The following is a 21,933-nucleotide window of genomic DNA, read 5'->3' on the forward strand; positions in this document are numbered from 1 at the left end:
ATTATATTTATTATAACATCAGAGCCAACTTTTTTCAACTTTAATTTTTTAAAGTAATTGGAATTGATAATTTTTCTATGTTCAATTAATTTTTTATATAAAAGGGTATATTATTCTTATGTTAAGAATTTTATTTTAGTAAAGGAGGACGGGAATGTTACAGCTTAAGAATATCAGTAAAAGTTATAAAACAGGGGATTTAATTCAAAAAGCATTAGATAATGTATCTCTTAATTTTAGAGATAATGAATTTGTCTCTATTCTTGGTCCGAGTGGTAGTGGAAAATCTACTTTATTAAATATAATAGGTGGATTAGATAAATATGAACAAGGTGAGCTTTTAATTGATGGAATATCAACTAAAAAATATAAAAATGAAGATTGGGATAGTTACAGAAATCATACAATAGGTTTTGTTTTTCAAAGTTATAATTTAATTTCTCATCAGACTGTTTTAGCCAATGTGGAATTGGCTTTAACCATTTCCGGAATATCTAAAGCTGAAAGAGAAAAAAGAGCTATTGATGTACTGGATAAGGTTGGGCTTAAAAGTCAAATGCATAAAAAGCCTAATCAGCTATCCGGTGGGCAAATGCAAAGAGTTGCTATAGCAAGAGCTCTTGTAAATAATCCCGGCATTGTACTTGCAGACGAACCTACAGGTGCTCTTGATTCGGAAACAAGTGTTCAAGTTATGGAGTTACTTAAAGAGGTTGCAAAAGATAGACTTGTAATAATGGTTACTCATAATCCAAAGTTGGCAAATGAATATTCAACTAGAATTGTTGAATTAAATGACGGACAAATTATTTCCGACTCTAATCCTTTTATTTTAGAAAATGAGAGCAATGGAGTTCATAAAAATTTTGGAAAATCTTCTATGTCATACTCTACAAGTATAGCTTTGAGTTTTAATAATTTAAAAACTAAATTTAAAAGAACTCTTATGGTTGCAATTGCGGGGTCAATCGGAATAATCGGTATAGCTTTAATTTTGGGTTTATCCAATGGTGTAAATCAGTTTATTAAGGATACCGAAGAGGAGACTATGGTTTCATATCCGATAGAGATTGACAGCAGTAGTTTTTCAATGTCTAAAATCTTTGAAAATTCGAGTAAAGAAGATGATGGAGATATAAGCGAAGTAAAAACTATTCAAAAAATGTTAAAAGCAATTAATAAAAATGATTTATCTTCTTTAAAAAATTATTTTGAAAATGACGGGAAAGCGATCAATAATTATGCTAAGACAATTGAATATAAATACGATATTACACCTATTATTTATACTTTAAATAATGAGAAATATGTTAAAGTAAATCCAAATGAGGCTTTTAAGTCTATGGGTTTTTCATCTAATAATTTTATGTTTTCAAGAAATTCTATGAGGGCTTTTTCTAAATTGCCTAAAAACGAAGAAATATATAAGGATAAATATACTTTAAAATTCGGCTCTTGGCCTAGTAATGAAAATGAAGCTATAGTAATAACTAATTCAAAGGGTTCTCTATCCGATTTTATTTTTTATTCTTTGGGACTTCGTGATAATGATGAGCTTTCAAAAATGGCTAAAAAATTTGAAAAGAGAGAAGAAAATGTTATAGAAGAGGATAATATTTCTTGGAAATATGAAGATATTGTTGGGAGAGAATTTAAAGTTTTAAGTAGCTCACAGCTATATTCTTATGACTCTAAAAATAAAGTATATATAGAAAATTCTTCAGATTTGTCATTTGTTGAAAATCTTTTAAAAAACAAATCAATAAATTTAAAAATAGTTGGAATAGCTTCTCCAAATAGTGATGAAAATTCTTCTATTTTGCCAACAGGTATTTGGTATAGAGATGAGTTAGAAACAAGTTTAAGAAAAATATCTAAAGAAAGTGAAGTTGTAAAGGCTCAAAAAGAAAACCCAAATACCAATATTTTAACAAATACTCCTTTTGGAGAAAAAATTAAACAAAATTTAGACTTTGCAAAATTATTTTCAATAGATCAGAAAAAACTATCTGAAGTATTTAAAATAGATACTTCTAAATTAAATTTTAATGTAAATTCAATGAATAATATTGATTTTTCAAAAATTTTGAATAATATCGGAAATGATGATTTTTTAAAAATTTAGACATCAAACTGGATTCGGATAAATTAATTCGATTAATCAGTGATATTTTAAAAGGATATTTAGAATTTTCTTCTAAAAATCCTTCAACTAATTATATTGAATTGCCAAAGTCAATAAGTGATTATATGAAAACTGATGATGCAAAAAATATTCTAAAGGAATTTTTTGGAAAGATGATTTCTAAAAATAGTGGAACTTTGATTACAAATGAAAAGATAACTGATATAATGAAATCTATTATGTCAGGATATCCGGAATTTGCGAAAAAGAATAATTACACTGATCCTAATAAATTTAATCAATATTTATTAGAGTATTTTAAAACTCCTGAAGCTAGAGGAAAAGTTTCAGCTGAAACTAGAAAACTATTAAATTCTTTAGGAGAAAATTTAAAACTCGATAATAATGATATAGCAGAATTAGCAAAGGCTCTGTCAAATGGATATTTGAAATATGCCAAAGAAAATAACAAGCCTGATCCATCTAAATTAAAAGAGTCTTTTAATTCTTATATTGGAACAGCAGATGCAAAAAATATGATTTCTTCGGGAGTAAAAGATTTAATTAATTCCGGTTTATCAGGAAATCAAAATTCTTCACAAAATTTTGTAGATGGTTTAATTAAAAATATTTCATCAGCAATAGCTAATAGCATTAGAGAGGCTCTAACATCTTCTATGAAAAATTTGCCAAAGGCATTATCAATAGATTCAAGTAAATTCGGGAATGCCTTTTCTATGAACTTAAATGAGGAAGAAATAAAATCACTAATTACTGCTATGACTAATAGTAATGAAAGTTCTTATGAGAACAATATGAAGTTATTTAACTATGTTGAAGATAAGGATATTTCTAAAATCAGTATTTATCCTAAAGATTTTGAAACAAAACAGTCAATAATTTCTCTGCTCGATAAATACAATGAGATGAGAAAAAATAACTCCGAAGATGATAAAGTGATAACTTATACAGATTTAGTCGGAACAATACTTTCTTCTGTAACGACAATTATAAATGTAATAAGCTATGTACTAATTGCATTCGTATCCATATCACTAGTAGTTTCTTCTATTATGATTGGGGTTATAACATATATAAGTGTACTTGAAAGAAAAAAAGAGATTGGGATTTTAAGGTCAATCGGAGCTTCAAAGAAAAATATATCACAGGTCTTTAATGCAGAAACCGGAATAATCGGCTTATTCGCTGGGATTCTTGGAATTGGAATAACATATTTATTACTGATACCTATAAATATTATAATAAGAGAAGTTACCGAAATGCCGAATATAACTGCTTATCTATCTATTCCACAGGCTATAACTTTAATCTTAATCAGTATGATTTTAACATTAATAGGTGGATTTATTCCATCAAAGAGTGCGGCAAAACAAAATCCTGTTGAAGCTTTGAGAACAGAATAGTAAATTTAGTAAAAAACTAAGGATAATCTCCTTAGTTTTTTGTTGGATATGTTTTATTGGTTTTATATTTATATAAAAATATCTTTACAATAAAATGAAGTTTAAAGACGAAAAAATGAGTTGATATATTATTTCAAAAGATTTTCTGTTTAAAATTTTACAGGACAACGATATTTTTAATGACAAATAGTATTAATAGGCAAATAAAAGTTTTATAGCTTTAAAAAAGATATTACAAATTCTGCTTTATTATTATGATATTATTTGAATTATTTATCCGTATATGCCATATAAAAATATTAAATTTTTCTATATAAGGTGTTGTAAAGTAATTAAAATTGATGTATAATACATTTGGATAGTAAAAACTTTACCCAATGATTTTGAAAGGAGAATGAATAATGAAAAGGATTTTAATGACAGGAGCACTTGGACAAATAGGTACTGAATTGGCTCTTTATTTGGGGGATATTTACGGAAGAGAAAATATATTAGCTACAGACTGTTCAGATGCAAACAAAGCGGCTATCGAAGATATTCGTTTTGAAACATTAGATGTTACTGATCCAAAGAGAATGTTTGAATTAGCGAAAGAATTTAAGGCTGATACAATTGTAAATTTAGCAGCAATACTTTCTGCTAGAGGAGAAAGTATGCCACAATTAACTTGGAAGGTTAATGTTGACGGGGTAGTAAATACTTTAGAAGTTGCAAGAGAATTAAATGCAAAAGTATTTGTTCCTTCATCAATAGCAGCATTTGGAGTTGGTACTCCACTTGATAATACACCACAAGTTACTATTCAAAGACCTAATACTATGTATGGAGTAACAAAGGTTTCAGGAGAACTTTTATGTGATTACTATTTTAATAAATTTGGCGTTGACGTAAGAGGAGTTCGTTATCCGGGAATTATTTCTTATAAAACATTACCTGGTGCAGGAACAACTGACTATGCAGTTCATATTTATTATGAAGCAATTAAAAACAAAGCTTACACTTCTTATATAGGTAAAGGAACTCAAATGGATATGCTTTATATGCCTGATGCACTTAAAGCAGTTGTTGATTTAATGGAAGCTGATCCTTCAAAACTTAAGGACAGAAATGCTTTCAATATTACAGCTATGAGTTTGACACCTGAAATTTTAGAAGAAAGTATCAAAAAATATATGCCTGAATTTAAACTAAGCTACGATGTAGATCCAATCAGACAAGCTATAGCTGAAAGCTGGCCAAATTCATTGGATGACTCTGCAGCAAGAGAACAATGGGGTTGGAAACCAAGTTTTGATTTAGACAAGATGACAGTTGATATGTTAGAAAATTTGAGAAAAAATTAAAATAGTTATAGATAGGAGATAGAGATATGAGTATTCATGATTTAGAATTTTTACAAGAAAAAGTTAATAAGTTAAAAGAAGATGGAGTTTATCGTACATTACCTGTATTAAACGGAAAGAATTCATCAACAATTATTCTTGACGGAAAAGAAATGGTAAATTTATCAGCAAACAACTATTTAGGACTTGCTAATAATCCTGTTTTAAAGAAAAAAGCTCAAGAAGCTATTGAAAAATATGGCGTTGGAGCAGGTGCTGTAAGAACTATCATCGGAAATATGGATTTACACGAAGAATTAGAAAAGAAATTAGCAACTTTCAAAAAATCTCCAAGAGCATTCATTTTCCAATCAGGTTATGATTGTAATATAGGAACTATCCAAGCAATTACAGAAAAAGGCGATTTAATTATCTCTGATGAATTAAACCACGCTTCAATTATCGACGGTATTAGAATGACTAAAGCTGATAAAGCAGTTTTCAAACACAGCGATATGGAAGACCTTGAAAGAGTTTTAGTTGAAGCTCAAGGAAAATATAAGACAATCTTAATTATTACTGACGGTGTTTTCTCAATGGACGGAGACCTTGCAAAATTACCTGAAATCGTAAAATTAGCTGAAAAATATAATGCATTAACTTATGTTGATGATGCTCACGGTTCAGGAGTAATGGGAAGCCACGGAAGAGGAACTGTAGATCATTTCGGATTACATGACAAAGTTGACTTTGTTATAGGAACTCTTTCAAAAGCTATCGGAGTTAAAGGTGGATATGTTGCTTGTAACGAAGTTGCTTACGAATGGTTAAACCACAGAGCAAGACCTGTACTATTCAGTACAACTTTATCTCCTGGAGATACTGCTGCTTGTATCGCATCTGTAGAAACTTTAATCGAATCAGATGAATTACAAAAGAAACTTTGGGATAATGCTAAATACTTTAAAGAACAATTAGGAAAATTAGGATTTAACACAGGTCATTCAGAAACTCCTATTACTCCTGTAATTATCGGAGAAGAAGCAAAGACTATGGAATTTTCTAAAAAATTAAGAGAATACGGAGTATTCGGTTCAGCAATAGTATTCCCAACTGTACCAAGAGGAACAGGAAGAATTCGTTGTATGATTTCTGCAGCTCATAGTAAAGAAGAATTAGATAAAGCTGTAAAAGCATTTGAATTAGCTGGAAAAGATATGGGAATCATCTAGTATAAATAATAGTTTTTCATAATATTATCAAAATTTTTAAAGAGGAGAAGAATTCTCCTCTTTTTTAAGTACATTTAAGTTTTTAACGATATAATGTTTACAGTTGATAGACAATACATATATTTTATATTAAAATTCATTGTATTATACTGTTGATAACTAAATTTATTTTTTTGAATATATTTTTCGAAAAAATTTAAAAAAAGTTTTTTCTTTAAGCTTACTTTAAGGTTGACAGATTATAATATATTCAAGATAATAAATGAGATTAAAAAAGAGGTGATTTATTATGGATAATAAAAAAGACAATATTTTTGATGAAAATGAAAATAATACTGAAAATATAAAAGAAAATATAGAAGAAACTTCAGAAAAAGTAGAAGAAGTAAAAGATATAATAAATGAAGAAACAAAAGACGAAATAAATGAAGAAGTAAAAGATGATATTACTGAATCATCTGATATAGACGAAATAAATGAAATGTCTAATATGGATGAAATAAATGAAACACAAAAATTGTTCAATCAAGATGATATAGATGAAATAAATAATATAAGTGATGAAGATTATGGAGAATATATCGAAGAGCAGATTGAAGAACCTTATGATTGTTCCGTTGAACAGGAAATTTACGATGAAGAATATATGGAAGACTCAAATGAAAAAGATAAAAAATTTGAAGCTTATGTTGACGGACTTGTTCAAAAGGAATTTGAAAAAAGAAAAAAGGAAATAGACTTAAATCTTTCTCAAAATTTGTTTTAGCTATAATCTTAGCTAGTTCAATTAGTATAGGTGGAACAAGTTATTATCTAAAGAAAAATAATAGTGAAAAATCAGCTTTAAATCAAGCTCCAACTGATCAAAATGCAAATACAACAAATGCAGATACATCAGGCGGAACAACTGTAGAAAAAGCTGTTGCACAAAAAGCTATGCAATCAGTTGTAGGGATAACAACTGTAGGGGTTTCTGAAGATATGTTCTCAACTCAAAAACAAACAAGTGGACTTGGCTCAGGGGTTATCGTAAGTAAAGAAGGATATATTTTAACTAATAATCACGTTGTTGACCCTTCAAAGACAAAATCCGTAACAGTAATTTTAAGTGACGGAACAAAGAGAGAAGCCAAAGTTCTATGGAGTGATAAAACTTTAGACTTAGCAGTTATTAAGATAGATCCTAAAGGACTTGATTTAAAACCTGTTGAATTTGGAGACAGTTCAAAAGTTTCAATAGGGGATAAAGCTATAGCAATCGGTAATCCACTTGGTATAAATTTAAAATCAACTTTAACTTCCGGATACATTTCAGGAAAAGATAGAGTTATAACATTACAAGATGGTTCAACTATGGAAGGTTTATTCCAAACAGATGCGGCAATAAATCCTGGAAATAGTGGTGGTGGATTATTTAATGATAAAGGACAACTTATCGGAATAAATACAGCAAAAGCCGGAAATAGTGATGGAATCGGATTTTCAATTCCTTCAAATTTGGCAAAACCGATTTTAGAACAAATAATCAAAAACGGTAAGTTTGAAAGTGTATCACTTGGTATAAGAGGTATAGATGTTTCAAGATATAATGTATTAGGACAAGAAAAATTACCTGTTGACTCAGGTGTATATGTTCATGAAGTTCTATCAGGTTCTCCGGCAGAGTCTGCAGGATTAAAACCGAAAGACATTATAACAAAAGTTGGAGATACAAAAGTTACATCAAACTCAACTTTAAAAGCTGCCTTATTAAACTATAAGATTGGCGATAAAGTTAAAATTGAAGTTTACAGAGATGGAAAAACAACTACAATAGAAGTTAAATTCTCACAATTTGACTTAAATAAAGTTGAGAATAAGACAAAACAAAATCAAAATCAAAACAGTTTTAATCCAAATCGTAATCGTAACAATGACAATTACAATGGAAATGAAGAAGATTTTGATGGAAATGATGATAACAACAGTAACAACAACAATTAATTAGCATATTAGTAGAGATTTTTTTATAAATCCTCCGTAAAAATAAATAAATAAATGCGAAAAAAGTTATGAAAATAATTCATAACTTTTTTTGTTGTAAGTTTTATTTATTTAATTATTATTTGTAAATGCTATCTTTTGATAATTTAAATTCATAATTGTCATCTTCATCAATAATTGTTTCATCATCTACAAATGAAAGTTTGTATTCCAACTTATCTGCTGTTAAATATTTTTTATCGCCTTTTTTTACGATTTTAGGATTTTTAAATGTTGCTGCATTTTCTTTTTTCATTTTATCTTTTGCCTTATTAATATCTTCAGGAGTTGAATTCGGATTTATTTTACTCGGTTCTCCTGAGTATATCACAACTTTTTCGGTAATAATAATATCTCCGCCGTTTTTACCAACAAATTTTCTTCCGTAATAATTTTTAATTTCATTACTTCCCGTACAAGAAGTTAAAAGTAAAATCATAAAACATAATAATATTTTACTAATTTTTTTCATATCTTACCTCCCACTAAAAATAAGAACCCCACCCTTCCACGATGCTTCGCATCGGGTGGGTTCCCGGGAACCTTGTTGTTTCACAATAAAAAATTAATTAACTACTAAAGTTAAAATATTAAAAAAATCTCCGTTTTTATACCTACTATAGTTAATGTAAAACATACTACCCTCCCAAAAAATTTTACATCATTAAGGTGAACTGATTTCTTACTACTATAATATCACAAAAAAAACAAAGTCAATGTATTATACATTTATATATAAATTAATTTTTTAACAATTAACTTATTATCGAGATTTATCCACAATTTTTGTGGATAAGTCTAATAAATTGTAGATATTACTTGAAAATAGATATCTTTTTATGGTATAATATACACTTGAGCAATCAAGGAGTAATTATACTCCTAAATTTTTTGCTCGTAATATGTCGTGATGTTTAATGTGTAGTTTGTTTTTGTCTTTTTCTTTCGGAACTAACGTTAAGGTTCACGAAAAAAGAAAGGAAAAATATGATAGAAAATTTTAATGATTTTAATTTGTCGAAGGAAGTTTTAAAAGCCGTTGTTGAAATGGGTTTTGAAGAACCTTCTCCAATTCAAAAACAAGCTATTCCAACTATGTTAAATGATGAAGACATTATCGGTCAAGCACAAACGGGAACAGGAAAGACAGCCTCTTTCGGTATTCCGATAGTAGAAAAAGTAAATAAAAACAATAAAACAACTCAAGCAATGGTACTTTGCCCAACAAGAGAATTGTCAATTCAAGTTGCAGAAGAAATTTCAAAACTTGCAAAGTATAAGGGAGTTACTGTTGTTCCAATTTATGGGGGACAACCAATAGAAAGACAAATTCGTTCTTTAAAAATGGGAGTACAAGTTGTTGTAGGAACTCCTGGACGTGTTATTGACCATATTAAGAGAAAAACTCTAAAAACTGAAAATATTAAGACTTTTGTATTAGATGAAGCGGACGAAATGTTTGATATGGGCTTTAGAGAAGATATTGAAAAAATTATAGGCTTTTTGCCTTATGAAAGACAAACAACTTTCTTCTCTGCTACAATGGATCAAGAAATTATGGACTTTGCAGCAAGATATCAAAGTGAGCCGAGACTTATAAAAGTTGTACCAAAGGAATTGACAGTTCCAAAGGTAACTCAATACTATTTTGCACTTAAACATAATATGAAACTTGAAATCTTATCCCGTATTTTAGATGTTCAAAATCCAAAGCTTACTGTAGTTTTTTGTAATACTAAAAAAATGGTTGATGACTTAACTGCAGGACTTCAATCCCGTGGATATTTTGCGGACGGACTTCATGGGGATTTAAAACAAATCCAAAGAGATGGGGTAATGAATAAATTTAGAAATTCTACAATTGATATTCTAGTTGCGACAGATGTTGCAGCCCGTGGTATAGACGTTGACGATGTAGATTTAGTTATAAATTACGATATGCCTCAAGATGTGGAATACTATGTTCACAGGATTGGAAGAACTGCAAGAGCGGGTAGAGAAGGAACTGCAATAAGTTTTGTTTCACCAAGAGAAATGAATACTTTATCTCAAATTCAAAAATACACAAAGACTAAAATAGAAAAAAGAGATATGCCAACTCTTAAAGACTTGATTAAAAGACATGAAGAAAGATTTATGGAAGACATTAAGGAAGAAATCAATAAAAATGAACATACAAAAGAGTTAAATCTTATAAATATTCTAATGAGTGAAGATTATTCTCCGATTGATATTGCAGCTTGTCTTTTAAAACATTATAATGAAAATAATAAGCTTAACAATCACGAAGAGCTTATGGATGTTGATATTAAGAAAAATAAGAAAAAGGAAATGATAAGACTTCCATTTCAAACAAGGGTGGAAAATCAAATGTTACTGAAAAAAATTCCGGAAGAATTTATATCAACATAGGTTCAAGGAAGGGAGTTTCTCAAAGACATATTGTTTCTGCGCTTTGTAACGATGCTAATATAAGTTCAAGAGATATTGGAGATATTGAAATTTTTGAAAAGTTCAGCTTTGTAAATATCCATAAAAATGCACTTAAAGATGCAGTAAACAACTTAAACAATGCTCATATTAAGGGCTTTAAGGTTTTAGTTGAACTTGCCAATAAAAAGGAAGACTCTTCAAAATTTTCTGCAAAACCAAAAGATAAGAAAAATAAAAAGGATAAAAAAGACGAAAAGTCCAAACGTGATAAAAAGAGAAGATAATTTTTCAAGAAAATTAAGGTAAATTATGGAATTTTGTAAATATAAAAAAGATTTGAATTTTTCATACACAATGGGAGCTTTCCCGACAATCGAGCTTTTACATTCAAAAAATTACAAGACAATAGCTGTTTTGGTACATTCAAAATATGACGATAAAGCAGGACTTGAAAAAATCTGTGATGAAAAAGGAATTAATTTAATTTATAATGATAAAATTGTAAATAAACTTCAAAGCAAAGAAAATACATTTGTTATTGGAGTTTTTGAAAAAAACTTTGTAAAGATAAAAAAAGACAATCACATACTATTATGTGAGCCGAGAGATAAGGGAAATTTAGGTACAATTTTACGAACTGCATTGGGCTTTGGCTTTAAAAATATTGCAATAATTGACGGTTGTGATGTTTTTGACCCTAAGACTGTTAGAGCTTCAATGGGAGCAATTTTTAAAATGAATGTAGAAATCTTTAAAACTTTTGAAGAATACAAAAAAACTTTTGAAGAAAATAATATTTACTCTTTCATTTTAAATAAGGATTCAGTTTCACTAAAAAATGTTGAAATTAAAAAGCCTTTTACATTGATGTTTGGAAATGAATCACATGGACTTGAAAACTTTGACTTAAAAGGAACAACGCCGGTATTCATAGAACAAAGCGAAGATATAGACAGCTTTAATTTGCCAATTGCAAGTTCGATAGCAATGTATAAATTTACGGAAAAAGAATAAGAAATAAAGTAAAAAGCAGGTGAAATCCCTGCTTTTTTGTTACATTTCTATAAAATAAACTATGGAAATTTCATATTTTTGATTTAGCAAAACTAAATATATAGAATATACATCAATAATATGAGTATAAAACAAAATTTTTTACGTCATAATATTTGAAAAAAATTCCCCTAACACGTCATCTCGACCGGAGTGAAACGGAGTGAATCTAGCCCTAACTTTGTTTACTTGTAAACAAAAGTAGGTCTGACGGGGTAATTGTATCTTTAGATACAATTACTCTGGAGATCTCATACTTTTGCTTTAGCAAAAGTAAATGTATTGAAGATACATCGAAAAAAATTTATTAACTAAAAGTCTTTTGGATAATTTCGTTGTAATTATATATAGCTGTTTTATTTTTATATAAGTCCTTTACAGGACTTACTATTATTTGTAAACAAATAATAGTAGTGGGATCTTTCGACTTCGCTCAAGATGACGTGTTGGGGGCTTTTCTTATCAAAATGCTATGACGTGAAACTTTTTATTTTTATATAATTTCTTATAAGAATTCTTGAAGTTTAGTTACTGTTCACGTCAAGCCGTTAAACAAAGGGACTTCCTTTATACGTCATCCAGACCAAAATGAACGAAGTGAATGAAGTGAATCTAGCCCTAACTTTGTTTACTTGTAAACAAAAGTAGGTCTGACGGGGTCGTTGTATCTTTTGATACAATGACTCTGGAGATCTCATACTTTTGCTTTAGCAAAAGTAAATGTATCGAAGATACATCAATAATTTATTAGGATTTCTTTCAGAAATACTATTGCTTGTAAACAAGCAATAGTTGAGATCTTTCGACTTCGCTCAAGATGACGTGATAGGGGCATTTCTTTGCTAGTTGTTATGACGTGAAACTTTTTATTTTTATATAATTTCTTATAAGAATTCTTGAAGTTTAGTTACTGTTCACGTCAAGCCGTTAAACAAAGGGACTTCCTTTAAACGTCATCTCGACTGTAGCAGAGCGAAACGAATCTAGCCCTAACTTTAAACAAAAGTAGGTCTGACACAAAGATTGTCCGAATCTTTGATTTGGTAACAATCGACTGTGGAAATCTCATATCAAAAGAATTAATAACTTTTGAATTTTATTTACCTTTAACGTATAGCTCCTAACCAAAGTTATTTCACTTATACGTCATCTCGACTGTAGCAGAGCGGAATGGAGAGATCTCATACTTTTGCTTTAGCAAAAGTAAATGTATCGAAGATACATTAAGTAAAAATGCTAAACCATATTTTAAATAAGTAAAAAAGCAGGGAAACCCTGCTTTTTTGTCTTAGTATGGATGCGTTTAAGCATTAATAAAGTTTTCTAACTTTTCTTTTAATTCGTCGTATTCAAATCCGCCTTTAATTGCAACCATTTCTATAGTTGCAATATCTTTCATCATTGCAAAAAGTTCTTCATTGTCAAGATTTGAATATTCTGGGCTTAATGTTTTTAAGAAGTTTTTAACTTCTGGATATTTTTCAACTAATTCACCAATTTTTGTACTTTTTTCTAATTTCATAGTATTTCTCCTTTTCTCTAATCAATTTAATAATTTTATATATGATTTATTATTTATGTTAATAATATTATAGCCTAATTTATATTGAAAATCTGTTGCATTTGAAACAAAAGAAAAAATTTTTAAAATTTTTTACATAAAAAAATTCCTATGAGCAAAACTCATAGGAATTGGTCGGGGTGAGAAGATTCGAACTCCCGGCCCCATGGTCCCAAACCACGTGCGCTACCAAACTGCGCTACACCCCGTTACGATTACTTGTATATTATATAACTTTTATTCATTTTTGTCAACACTTTTTTTGAAATTTTTTTGTTTTTTCAATTCTTTTATGCTCTATCGTTATTATAATATACTTAAATCGTAATTATTTGTTTTTTTGATATAATTTTGTTAAATCATCTTTTGTAGGTTTATCATATAGAAAAGTCTTTACAACCGCAAAAGTTTCTCTTACATACGATGAAATCACAGCACCTGTAGGAGTCTTTGCTGGAACTGTTCTTGCTAAAACTCCAAATCTATAAAGAATAAATTTTGCTCTAAATAGATGATAGCTTGATGAGATTACCATAATTTCTGAAGGTTTTTTATCAAGTTTTTCGAGTGCAAATTTTATGTTTTCAAAAGTATTTTTACTTTCTGTTTCAGCAATTAGTCTTTCTTTTGGTATTCCTTTTTCAATAAGATATCTTTGCATATATTCGGCTTGGGAGTATTCATTGTTTTTTCTTTTCCACCGCATAAAACAGCTTTTGCAGTTTTGTGTTTATTTAAATATTCAATTGTTGTATCAAGTCTGTTGATTAAAGTTTTTGAAAGTTTTCCGTTGTTTGCCTTTGCTCCAAGGACTAATACATATTCTTCATAAGTATCTATCTCATTTTTTTGTGAATGATAAATTAAAGCTTGAATAAATACAATCAAACACAAACCTATGAAGAATAAAAATTTAAAAAGTTTTTCATATTAACCTCCTTATATGTGAGTTTCCAGTTGTTTAACAAACGCCTCCAGATAAGTTTGCTCTTCCTTTGAAAATCTATTGAAAATAGGTGAATCTATATCCAAAACTCCAAAAAGTTTTTCATTTTTAAAAATCGGAATAACAATCTCTGAATTACTTTTTCCATCACAGGCGATATGACCTTCAAAATTATGGACATTTTCAATATTCAAAGTCTTTTTAAGACCTGAACTTGTTCCGCAAACTCCTTTTCCGTTTTGTATTCTTACACAGGCAGGAAGTCCTTGAAAAGGTCCAAGAACTAAAGTATCTGTTTTTTCATCTAATATATAAAAACCGACCCAATTAATTTTTTCTAAAAAGAAATTTAATAGGGCGGATGCATTTGCTAAATTAGCTATTGTGTTTTCTTCATTACTACATAATTCATACAAATCTTTTATTAAATAGGAGTATTGTTCTCCTAAATTACCTTCGTATTTAATCGGATTAAACATAAAAGCCTCCTTTGTAATTTATATAATTATATTAACATAAAAATCTATTAATTTCCAGTTTGATACTCAATTTAATACAAAAAGCTGACCATTCAAGTCAGCTTTTAGTTAAATCAAGTCTGATAAATTATTCATATTAAATTCGTCTAATAAGTCTTTTAATCCCGTTTTTATTTCATCTCTTTCAAAATTATGTTCATTTAAAAATTTTGAATCCTTTTCATTTAGATATGAGTAAAAAAGGAGACCCATTAACAAGCTGTCTTGAGTTTTGAATTTCAATATTTCAAATAAAGCATCTTCAGCTTCATTTATATTTCCATTGTCTATTTTTAATTTTAAGTCTTTTAAAATTTCAGTGCTTGCTTCTAATTTTAATAGTTTTTCAGGTGAAGAACTTTTGTCGATTTTAAAGACAAATTCTAAAATCATACTTATCCATTCTTCAATTTTTCTCATTATATAATCATTTTTTAACATTTTATCTCCTAGTCTATGACTTCAAGATATGATACAAAAAAGTATAAAGTTGAAATGATTAAACTTAGATTTAAAAATAACCATAATCCTACTTTTTTTGAATATCTTGAAAAATAAGCACCCACTGCTCCGATTAATTGTGGGAAAAGGAATCCCAAATAAAAAAGATAATTTGGAAGGTGAATTCCCTGTCCTGTTTTAAAGGATTTTACATATAGTAGCAAAATTGATTCCATTATTGTACCGAGTAAAAACAAAATTGTTGATAAATTTTCTTTTTTCATATCAAACCTCCTAAACTTAATATAAAAAACATTATAGGTTTAATATTAAATGTAATTAAGAAAAGAATTACACTTATTATAGAATAAATTTTACTTAAATTTCTTGTAAAATACATTGAGAGCCCAAGCAAAATAAAAGTTGTTATATATAATATATAAAAATATATCGAACTCAAATTATCTACCCAATTTGTAAAATGAATTACAATAAATGATAATACTATGATACAAAATGAAATCAAAGATAGAGTAAAAACTATTTTTGGTAAATTAGTTTTTTTGTTTCCATATTGACCTCCTTTATTTATATTTAATTCGTTTAATAATTATTGTATCTCCTAACCAACTGCTTCAACAAAGGCTACATAAAAGTAGGTAGCAGAAAGCATCAAACCTATGTTTAAAAACAACCACAATATTTGTATTTTTGCATATCTTGAATATAAAGCTCCAATTGCACCCATTACTTGTGGGAAAAGTACTCCAAAATATTTAAGATAATTTGAAAGGTGAATTCCTTGTCCTGTTTTAAAGGATTTTACATACAGCAACAAAATTATTTCTACTATAGTACCAAATAAATATATTATCATAGATAAATTTTCTTTTTTTGCTTTCATAGCTCCTCCTTTATTAAGAAAAATCTAAAAAAGTTTTTTAAATTCCTCTTGTGCTAAAATAAGCTCGTGAGTCATTGCAGGATCGAAAGAAGTGTGACCTGAAATTGGAAAAATCAGTTTTGAATTATTTAGTTTTTCGTGCAATAAATAAGCCCCAACAGGTCTGCAATCTACATCATATCTGCCATGAACAATTATTGTAGGAATATCTTTTATTTTTTCAACATTATTTAAAATGTAATTTTCTTCAAAGAAACAATGATTTACAAAGTAATGGCATTCCATAATTGCCATTGAAATATCTTCATCAGTGATTTCTTCTGAAATAACTCTCGGTTCAAGAGCAACAACTGAATTTTCAAATGCACTAAAAGATTTTCCGTATTTTTTCTTTGTTTCATAGTCATCTGAAGTTAAGTATTTGTAATAACTTTGAACATAATCTTTTCTTTCTTCTTCATTAAAAGGAGATTTAAAGATTTCAAAAGCTTCAGGGAAAAACATTCCTGCTCCGCCTTGATACAACCACTTAATATCTTCATCTCTTCCCAAGAAAATTCCTCTTAAAATTAAGCCTACAACACTTTGTGGATAATTTTCTGCATAGTATAAGGATAGAGTAGTTCCCCAAGAACCGCCATAAACAAGCCATTTATCTATCTTTAAATGTTCTCTTATCTTTTCCATATCCTCTGCAAGATTTTGTGTATTATTGTCTTTTAATTCCAAAAATGGTTTACTCTTACCGCAACCTCTTTGGTCTATTGTTACTATTCTATAAAATGATGGATCTAAAAATCTTTTAGATTTTTCTCCACAACCACAACCTGGACCACCGTGAACGAATACAACTGGAGCTCCATTTGGATTTCCTGATTGTTCGTAATAAATTTCGTGAATATCATCAACCTTTAAATGTCCTTTGTCGAATGATTCAAATTCGGGAAAAAGTGTTTTAAATTCCATATTTACCTCCTAATTTATATGTTATTTAGTTTATACTATAATAAATAAAATCTTTTGTCAAGTTGTATTTTTTAGTCGAAATATGGTAAAATCATTAAATGAAATATTAGGAGGTTATATGATAGGAATAGTAGCGGCTTGTCTTACAACTTTTGCATTTGCACCGCAAGTTATAAAGATAATAAAAGATAAAAATACACAATCTCTTTCTTTGATTATGTGTATTATGCAAACAACAGGAATTTTCCTTTGGCTAGTTCATGGATTAAAGATAAAAGATTTTGCTCTTATTTTTGCTAACAGCATTTCATTTGTTTTAGTTTTAATAATACTTGTTCATAAAATTAAATATAAATAGATTTATATAGAAAATTTGACTTACGTAATCATACGTGCTATAATATATTACGTAAGGAGGTAGAGTGCACATGCCACTTACTGGAAAATAAATGCTTAAGCTCCTAAAGAAAAATGGTTGGAAAGAATTAAGGCAAGAGGGTTCACATCATATTTTAGAAAAAGATGGTGCAATAATTGTAGTGCCGGTTCATGGGAACCAAGATTTAGGTAAAGGTCTTGAGCAGAGAATCTTAAAAGATACAGGACTAAAAAAATAGTCCTGTATCTAAAATTTTGAGGAGTGATTTTATGTTTGTTGTGTATCCATTTGTATTTAAAAAAGAAAGTCCACAAGGTTACTTTATTGAGAGTGTCGATATAAAAGAAGCTTATACAGGAATAAATACTGATGATATTTCTTTTGGTATTTCAATGGCAGAAGAAGTGTTAGGTCTTGTTTTGTCTGAATATGTGGAAAAAGGAATTGAGCTACCTAAAGCCACTCCAATAAAAAATGTAAAGACAAAGAATGATGAATTTGTTACATTAATAAAGATAGATTTAGAAAAATTTCTAAAAGATACATCTTTAGTAAAAAAGACTTTATCAATACCTAAATGGGCGAACGATAAAGGAACAAGATTGGGAATAAATTTTTCAAAAGTTTTAACTGAGAGTATATTAAAAATGTAAACAATTTGTTTAAAGGTAATTATCAAGATGATATTTGCTTTTTTTATAGTAATTAAGTAAAAAAATATTAAAAAATAAATGATTTATGAGTTTGTGAAATTACCTTAAATATGTTAAAATATAGCTAGAGTAAAATTTACTTAATAATTTTTAAGGAGCGAAGATATGGATTTACAAAAATTTAACAGAATCAAAAACGATGAAGGTTTTATAGCGGCTTTAGATCAAAGTGGTGGAAGTACACCAAAAGCACTTAGATTATATGGTGTAAATGAAGATGCTTATTCAAATGAAGCTGAAATGTTCGATTTAATTCACGAAATGCGTACAAGAATTGTTACTTCAAAGGCTTTTACTAAAGAACGTATATTAGGAGCAATTTTGTTTGAAATGACAATGGAAAGAAAAGTTAACGGTAAATTCACTCCGGACTATTTATGGAATGAAAAAGGCATTGTTTCATTTTTAAAAGTTGACAAGGGCTTAGCTGAAGAAAAGAACGGAGTTCAACTTATGAAAGAAATTCCTAACTTGGCTGAAACTGTAAAAAAAGGCGTTGAATATGGAGTTTTCGGAACAAAAATGCGTTCAGTAATTAAAAAAGCAAATGAAGAAGCTATCAAAGAAGTAGTAGCGCAACAATTTGATTTTGCAAAACAAATTATCGCAGGTGGACTTGTTCCAATTGTTGAACCAGAAGTTGATATAAATTCAGCAGAAAAGGAAAAATGCGAAGAAATTTTAAAAAGGGAAATATTAAAAGAACTTGATAAATTAGAAGAAGGACAAGAAGTAATGTTAAAACTTACATTACCAACTGTTCCTAACTTCTATAAAGAATTAGTTGACCACAAGAGAGTCGTTAGAGTTGTTGCTCTTTCAGGCGGTTACTCAAGAGAAGAATCAAATGAACTTCTTGCTAAAAACCACGGAGTTATAGCAAGTTTCTCAAGAGCTTTAACAGAAGGACTTAATGTAAATCAAACTGGGGAAGAATTTGATAAAATGTTAGACAGCTCAATTCAAAGTATATTTGAAGCATCAAGAAAATAATTTTTTAAAACAAAGGACTGTGAATCTAAATTCATAGTCTTTTTTTGGAATTAATTGAAATATTAGATTATATAATGTAAAATATAAATTAGTAAGGGTTTTGAATTTTATATTATAAAGGAGAGAATTTAAAATGAGAAAAATAAATTTTAGATATAACAAAAATAGTCCAACTTTGCTATATATTATGGTTATTATAGGAATAGTGATAGGAATTCTTCTTTGTTATGAGTTTCTTATTTATTTAGGATTTGCAAGTACAAATGAGCCACAATATTTTAAAGACCATCCTAAGCATGCAGTATATTTGATTTTTGGATTAATTCCGATTTCAATGTTAGTACCTTTTTGGATTGTCTTTAAATTTTGGAGTAGAGAAGATGAAGAAGCAGAGCTTGAACTATATGACGATTATGCAATTTTAAAGATGAAAAATGAAAAAATTAGAATCCAAAAAGGTGAATTGGAGATTAAATTTCCACAACCACAGGCAATTTTATATACTACATATATACTAAAATTACCTGAACAAAAAATCGTCTTTGTAGGTTCTTTAAAAGAAAAGAAAAAATCAAAGCTATCTTTAAACATTGCAATAAAAGAGCTATCTGCTTATAAAAAGAGAATATATTTAAAGAAGATAAATTTATTTAAACAGTAGAAATTAAAAAGCTACTGTTTTTTTGTGTTATAATTTGCTTTTTTATTTTAAATTGGTATAATAAGTATGAATAAACATACTTATTATACGGAGGAAGATATGAAAAGTAAAAAAGATGGGAAACTTCATGCTTGGACTGCAAAGGTAGGAACTAAAGGACAAATTGTTATTCCGAAAGAGGCAAGAGAAATTTTTTCCATAGAAACTGGAGATAATTTGCTAATTCTTGGAGATGAAAGAAGAGGATTGGCAATTATGAATGGAGATGTTGCATCAAAATTTTTGATGAATATTCAAGGTGATTTAAGTGAGGAAGATTAAAATATTGAAATTTATAGTGATAATATTTTTAGTTGTAGTTGTTTCTGTTGTAATTTATGCAATTTATAATCTAAATTATGACTATTCAGGTGAAAAGTTCAGGAAAAACAAGGCTTCAAGTTTAGGCTTAGAAGAAAAACAATTTAATTTAAAAAATGGAAATGTAATAAATTATGTTGAAGGTCCAAAGAATGGTCCGGCTATTCTATTATTGCATGGACAAATGGTAGATTGGAAGGATTATTGTACTATATTTCCTGAATTAGTAAAAAAATATCATGTCTTTGCACTTGATTATTATGGACATGGAAAGTCAAGTAAAAATCCTGATTTATATAATATTGAAAGCATAGGTTCCGATATTGCATCATTTATTCAAGAAAAAATTGGAGAAAAAACAATTATTTCGGGGCATTCTTCAGGTGCAATTATTACTGCCTATACAGGAGCTAAATTCCCGCAAAATGTAAAAGCGATTATTTTAGAAGACGGACCATTTTTTGCAACAGAAAAAGGACGTGCAGAAAACACATTTTCTTATAAAACTTTTGAAAATATTCACAATTATTTAACTGAAAAACCTAATACTACTTATTTTGAACATTATCTAAAGAATGATCCGATGCGAAAACTGTTTAATGAGGGTGGAAAAGATAATTGGGATAAAATTGTGGCTAAACCTGCAATGAAAAGATTTCAAAAGGATAAGACTAAAATACCGGTTATTTGGTATTATCCACCAAAGTTAGGAGTAAATACTTTACTTCAATTAACAGCTAATTTACAAGATAAAACAGGTGATTATGATTTAAGATTCGGAGATGCATTCTATGATTTCAGTTTCTTTAAGGGGATAAAACAAGAGGAATTATTGAAAGAAATTACTGTTCCAACTTGTATATTACATGTAAAACCACCAAAAAATACAGCTCCTTCTTATTATAATAAAGATGGACTTCTGATTTCTGCAATGGATGAAAAAGATGCAAAGCGTGTTAAAGAATTGATTAAAGGTAGTACTTTAATTGAGGGATTCGATTCTATGCACGACATTCACGGGGATCAGCCAAAAGAATATTTGGAAAAAGTAGAAGAATTTTTATATAATATAGAAAAGTAAAATTGGTAGATTAGAATTCATTGGAGGAATATATGATAGGCATTTATTTAAGTGGAACAGGAAACACGAAACATTGTGTTGAAAAACTTGTAAATTTGATAGATGATAAGTCAAAATGTGTTCCTTTAGAATTTCCACAGATTATAGATTTATTAAAAGAAGAGGATGTAATTTTTTTAGGCTACCCAACTCAATTTTCTAATGCTCCATTTATGGTACGAGATTTTATTAAGAAAAATAGTTCTCTTTGGAAAGGTAAAAAAGTTTTTTGTGTAAATACAATGGGACTTTTCAGTGGAGATGGAACGGGATGTACTGCAAGAATTTTAAAAAAATATGGAGCAGAAATTCTGGGAGGCATACAGATAAAAATGCCTGATTCCGTTTGCGACAGTAAGCTGTTGAAAAAAGATATTGAAGAAAATAGGCAAATAGTAAAAAATACAGATAAGCGATTAGAAGAAGTTGCAGAACAGATTAAAAAGGGAAAATATCCAAGAGAAGGACTGACTTTCATATCACATTTGAAGGGACTTTTTGGGCAAAGATTATGGTTTTATCGTAAAACTATAGGATATACTGATAAATTAAAAATAAGTGATGATTGTAATGGTTGTGGTTTATGTAGTAGGATTTGTCCGATGAAAAATATTCGCATAAAAGATAAAAAAGCAGTTCCTGAAAATAAATGTACAATGTGTTATAGATGCATAAGTCTATGTCCACAAAAGGCAATTACTTTGCTTGGAGATAAGGTAATTGAACAGTCTAGGTTTGAAAAATATGTATAATAATGTGA

24 protein-coding genes, 1 tRNA gene and 1 pseudogene are annotated in these 21,933 nt (G+C 28.7%); 16 read left to right on the top strand and 10 right to left on the bottom strand.

Going from position 1 to position 21,933, the window contains the following annotated elements:
- Nucleotides 1–154: 154 nt before the first annotated feature.
- From HMPREF9127_RS09705 to HMPREF9127_RS01170, 5 genes and pseudogenes are all read left to right on the top strand, one after another.
- A pseudogene (locus HMPREF9127_RS09705) lies at nt 155–3,549 on the top strand (ABC transporter ATP-binding protein/permease).
- Nucleotides 3,550–3,950: 401 nt separating this feature from the next.
- Nucleotides 3,951–4,892: an NAD-dependent epimerase/dehydratase family protein gene (locus HMPREF9127_RS01155; RefSeq protein ID WP_009447936.1), complete on the top strand. Its 942-nt coding sequence runs from the start codon at nt 3,951–3,953 to the stop codon at nt 4,890–4,892.
- 26 nt (nt 4,893–4,918) lie between these two features.
- A complete protein-coding gene (locus HMPREF9127_RS01160; RefSeq protein WP_009447816.1) occupies nt 4,919–6,103 on the top strand; it encodes a glycine C-acetyltransferase in 1,185 nt (394 codons plus the stop codon).
- Between the two features lie 289 nt (nt 6,104–6,392).
- Nucleotides 6,393–6,869 carry a hypothetical protein gene (locus HMPREF9127_RS01165; protein WP_009448393.1) on the top strand — a complete coding sequence of 159 codons (477 nt, stop codon included), beginning with the start codon at nt 6,393–6,395 and terminating at the stop codon, nt 6,867–6,869.
- A 170-nt stretch (nt 6,870–7,039) separates the two neighbouring features.
- Nucleotides 7,040–8,086, top strand: a complete 1,047-nt coding sequence (locus HMPREF9127_RS01170) for a S1C family serine protease (protein WP_009448388.1) — start codon at nt 7,040–7,042, stop codon at nt 8,084–8,086.
- 118 nt (nt 8,087–8,204) lie between these two features.
- Here HMPREF9127_RS01170 and HMPREF9127_RS01175 read toward each other — a convergent pair whose 3' ends face one another.
- Entirely contained in the window at nt 8,205–8,597 is a 393-nt protein-coding gene (locus tag HMPREF9127_RS01175; protein WP_009448274.1) for a hypothetical protein, read from the bottom strand.
- 515 nt (nt 8,598–9,112) lie between these two features.
- Between HMPREF9127_RS01175 and HMPREF9127_RS01180 the strand changes: the two genes are divergently transcribed.
- From HMPREF9127_RS01180 to HMPREF9127_RS01185, 3 genes are read left to right on the top strand one after another with little or no spacing between them, the layout of a single operon-like run.
- Entirely contained in the window at nt 9,113–10,537 is a 1,425-nt protein-coding gene (locus tag HMPREF9127_RS01180; protein WP_009448178.1) for a DEAD/DEAH box helicase, read from the top strand.
- A gap of 29 nt (nt 10,538–10,566) precedes the next feature.
- A complete protein-coding gene (locus tag HMPREF9127_RS08655; protein WP_255261690.1) occupies nt 10,567–10,842 on the top strand; it encodes a DbpA RNA binding domain-containing protein in 276 nt (91 codons plus the stop codon).
- A gap of 25 nt (nt 10,843–10,867) precedes the next feature.
- A complete protein-coding gene (locus HMPREF9127_RS01185; protein WP_009448102.1) occupies nt 10,868–11,572 on the top strand; it encodes a TrmH family RNA methyltransferase in 705 nt (234 codons plus the stop codon).
- A gap of 1,342 nt (nt 11,573–12,914) precedes the next feature.
- On the opposite strand, the gene HMPREF9127_RS01190 is transcribed toward HMPREF9127_RS01185, so the two are convergent.
- The 9 genes from HMPREF9127_RS01190 to pip form a co-directional block, all read right to left on the bottom strand.
- Complete coding sequence (locus HMPREF9127_RS01190) at nt 12,915–13,133, bottom strand: DUF1858 domain-containing protein (protein ID WP_009447834.1); 219 nt, start codon at nt 13,131–13,133, stop codon at nt 12,915–12,917.
- 171 nt (nt 13,134–13,304) lie between these two features.
- Nucleotides 13,305–13,381: transfer RNA gene (locus HMPREF9127_RS01195), tRNA-Pro, on the bottom strand.
- A gap of 119 nt (nt 13,382–13,500) precedes the next feature.
- Nucleotides 13,501–13,833, bottom strand: a complete 333-nt coding sequence (locus HMPREF9127_RS08660) for a YdcF family protein (protein ID WP_009447700.1) — start codon at nt 13,831–13,833, stop codon at nt 13,501–13,503.
- Entirely contained in the window at nt 13,788–14,060 is a 273-nt protein-coding gene (locus HMPREF9127_RS08665) for a YdcF family protein (protein WP_009448386.1), read from the bottom strand. Before HMPREF9127_RS08665 ends, HMPREF9127_RS08660 begins: the two co-directional genes overlap by 46 nt.
- A 51-nt stretch (nt 14,061–14,111) precedes the next feature.
- The gene (locus HMPREF9127_RS01210) at nt 14,112–14,597 is read right to left on the bottom strand and encodes a GAF domain-containing protein (RefSeq protein WP_009447913.1); all 486 of its coding nucleotides are present in this window, start codon (nt 14,595–14,597) and stop codon (nt 14,112–14,114) included.
- Between the two features lie 108 nt (nt 14,598–14,705).
- On the bottom strand, nt 14,706–15,077 hold the full coding sequence (locus HMPREF9127_RS01215) for a DUF6483 family protein (RefSeq protein ID WP_009447971.1): 372 nt from the start codon (nt 15,075–15,077) through the stop codon (nt 14,706–14,708).
- Nucleotides 15,078–15,085: 8 nt separating this feature from the next.
- Nucleotides 15,086–15,361: a hypothetical protein gene (locus tag HMPREF9127_RS01220; RefSeq protein ID WP_009448130.1), complete on the bottom strand. Its 276-nt coding sequence runs from the start codon at nt 15,359–15,361 to the stop codon at nt 15,086–15,088.
- Between the two features lie 338 nt (nt 15,362–15,699).
- A complete protein-coding gene (locus HMPREF9127_RS01225) occupies nt 15,700–15,981 on the bottom strand; it encodes a hypothetical protein (RefSeq protein WP_009448113.1) in 282 nt (93 codons plus the stop codon).
- 24 nt (nt 15,982–16,005) lie between these two features.
- Nucleotides 16,006–16,947, bottom strand: coding sequence for a prolyl aminopeptidase (gene pip, locus HMPREF9127_RS01230; RefSeq protein ID WP_009448397.1), 942 nt, complete (start codon nt 16,945–16,947; stop codon nt 16,006–16,008).
- A 118-nt stretch (nt 16,948–17,065) separates the two neighbouring features.
- Here pip and HMPREF9127_RS01235 point away from each other — a divergent pair, with 118 nt between their 5' ends.
- From HMPREF9127_RS01235 to HMPREF9127_RS01270, 8 genes are all read left to right on the top strand, one after another.
- Nucleotides 17,066–17,305, top strand: a complete 240-nt coding sequence (locus HMPREF9127_RS01235) for a SemiSWEET transporter (protein ID WP_009448346.1) — start codon at nt 17,066–17,068, stop codon at nt 17,303–17,305.
- 91 nt (nt 17,306–17,396) lie between these two features.
- Nucleotides 17,397–17,564: a type II toxin-antitoxin system HicA family toxin gene (locus tag HMPREF9127_RS01240; RefSeq protein ID WP_009447886.1), complete on the top strand. Its 168-nt coding sequence runs from the start codon at nt 17,397–17,399 to the stop codon at nt 17,562–17,564.
- A gap of 31 nt (nt 17,565–17,595) precedes the next feature.
- Nucleotides 17,596–17,979: a type II toxin-antitoxin system HicB family antitoxin gene (locus HMPREF9127_RS01245; protein WP_009447826.1), complete on the top strand. Its 384-nt coding sequence runs from the start codon at nt 17,596–17,598 to the stop codon at nt 17,977–17,979.
- A 165-nt stretch (nt 17,980–18,144) separates the two neighbouring features.
- On the top strand, nt 18,145–19,032 hold the full coding sequence (locus HMPREF9127_RS01250) for a fructose bisphosphate aldolase (protein ID WP_009447729.1): 888 nt from the start codon (nt 18,145–18,147) through the stop codon (nt 19,030–19,032).
- 133 nt (nt 19,033–19,165) lie between these two features.
- The gene (locus HMPREF9127_RS01255) at nt 19,166–19,693 is read left to right on the top strand and encodes a hypothetical protein (RefSeq protein WP_009448215.1); all 528 of its coding nucleotides are present in this window, start codon (nt 19,166–19,168) and stop codon (nt 19,691–19,693) included.
- A 99-nt stretch (nt 19,694–19,792) separates the two neighbouring features.
- Complete coding sequence (locus tag HMPREF9127_RS01260) at nt 19,793–20,014, top strand: AbrB/MazE/SpoVT family DNA-binding domain-containing protein (RefSeq protein ID WP_009448051.1); 222 nt, start codon at nt 19,793–19,795, stop codon at nt 20,012–20,014.
- Between the two features lie 4 nt (nt 20,015–20,018).
- Nucleotides 20,019–21,134 (top strand): alpha/beta fold hydrolase, encoded by a 1,116-nt coding sequence (locus HMPREF9127_RS01265; RefSeq protein WP_009447796.1) that lies wholly within the window; start codon nt 20,019–20,021, stop codon nt 21,132–21,134.
- Nucleotides 21,135–21,166: 32 nt separating this feature from the next.
- The gene (locus HMPREF9127_RS01270; RefSeq protein ID WP_009447863.1) at nt 21,167–21,925 is read left to right on the top strand and encodes an EFR1 family ferrodoxin; all 759 of its coding nucleotides are present in this window, start codon (nt 21,167–21,169) and stop codon (nt 21,923–21,925) included.
- Nucleotides 21,926–21,933 lie beyond the last annotated feature (8 nt).

Origin of the sequence: Parvimonas sp. oral taxon 393 str. F0440 (genome assembly GCA_000223315.2) — a bacterium.
Lineage (GTDB): Bacteria > Bacillota > Clostridia > Tissierellales > Peptoniphilaceae > Parvimonas.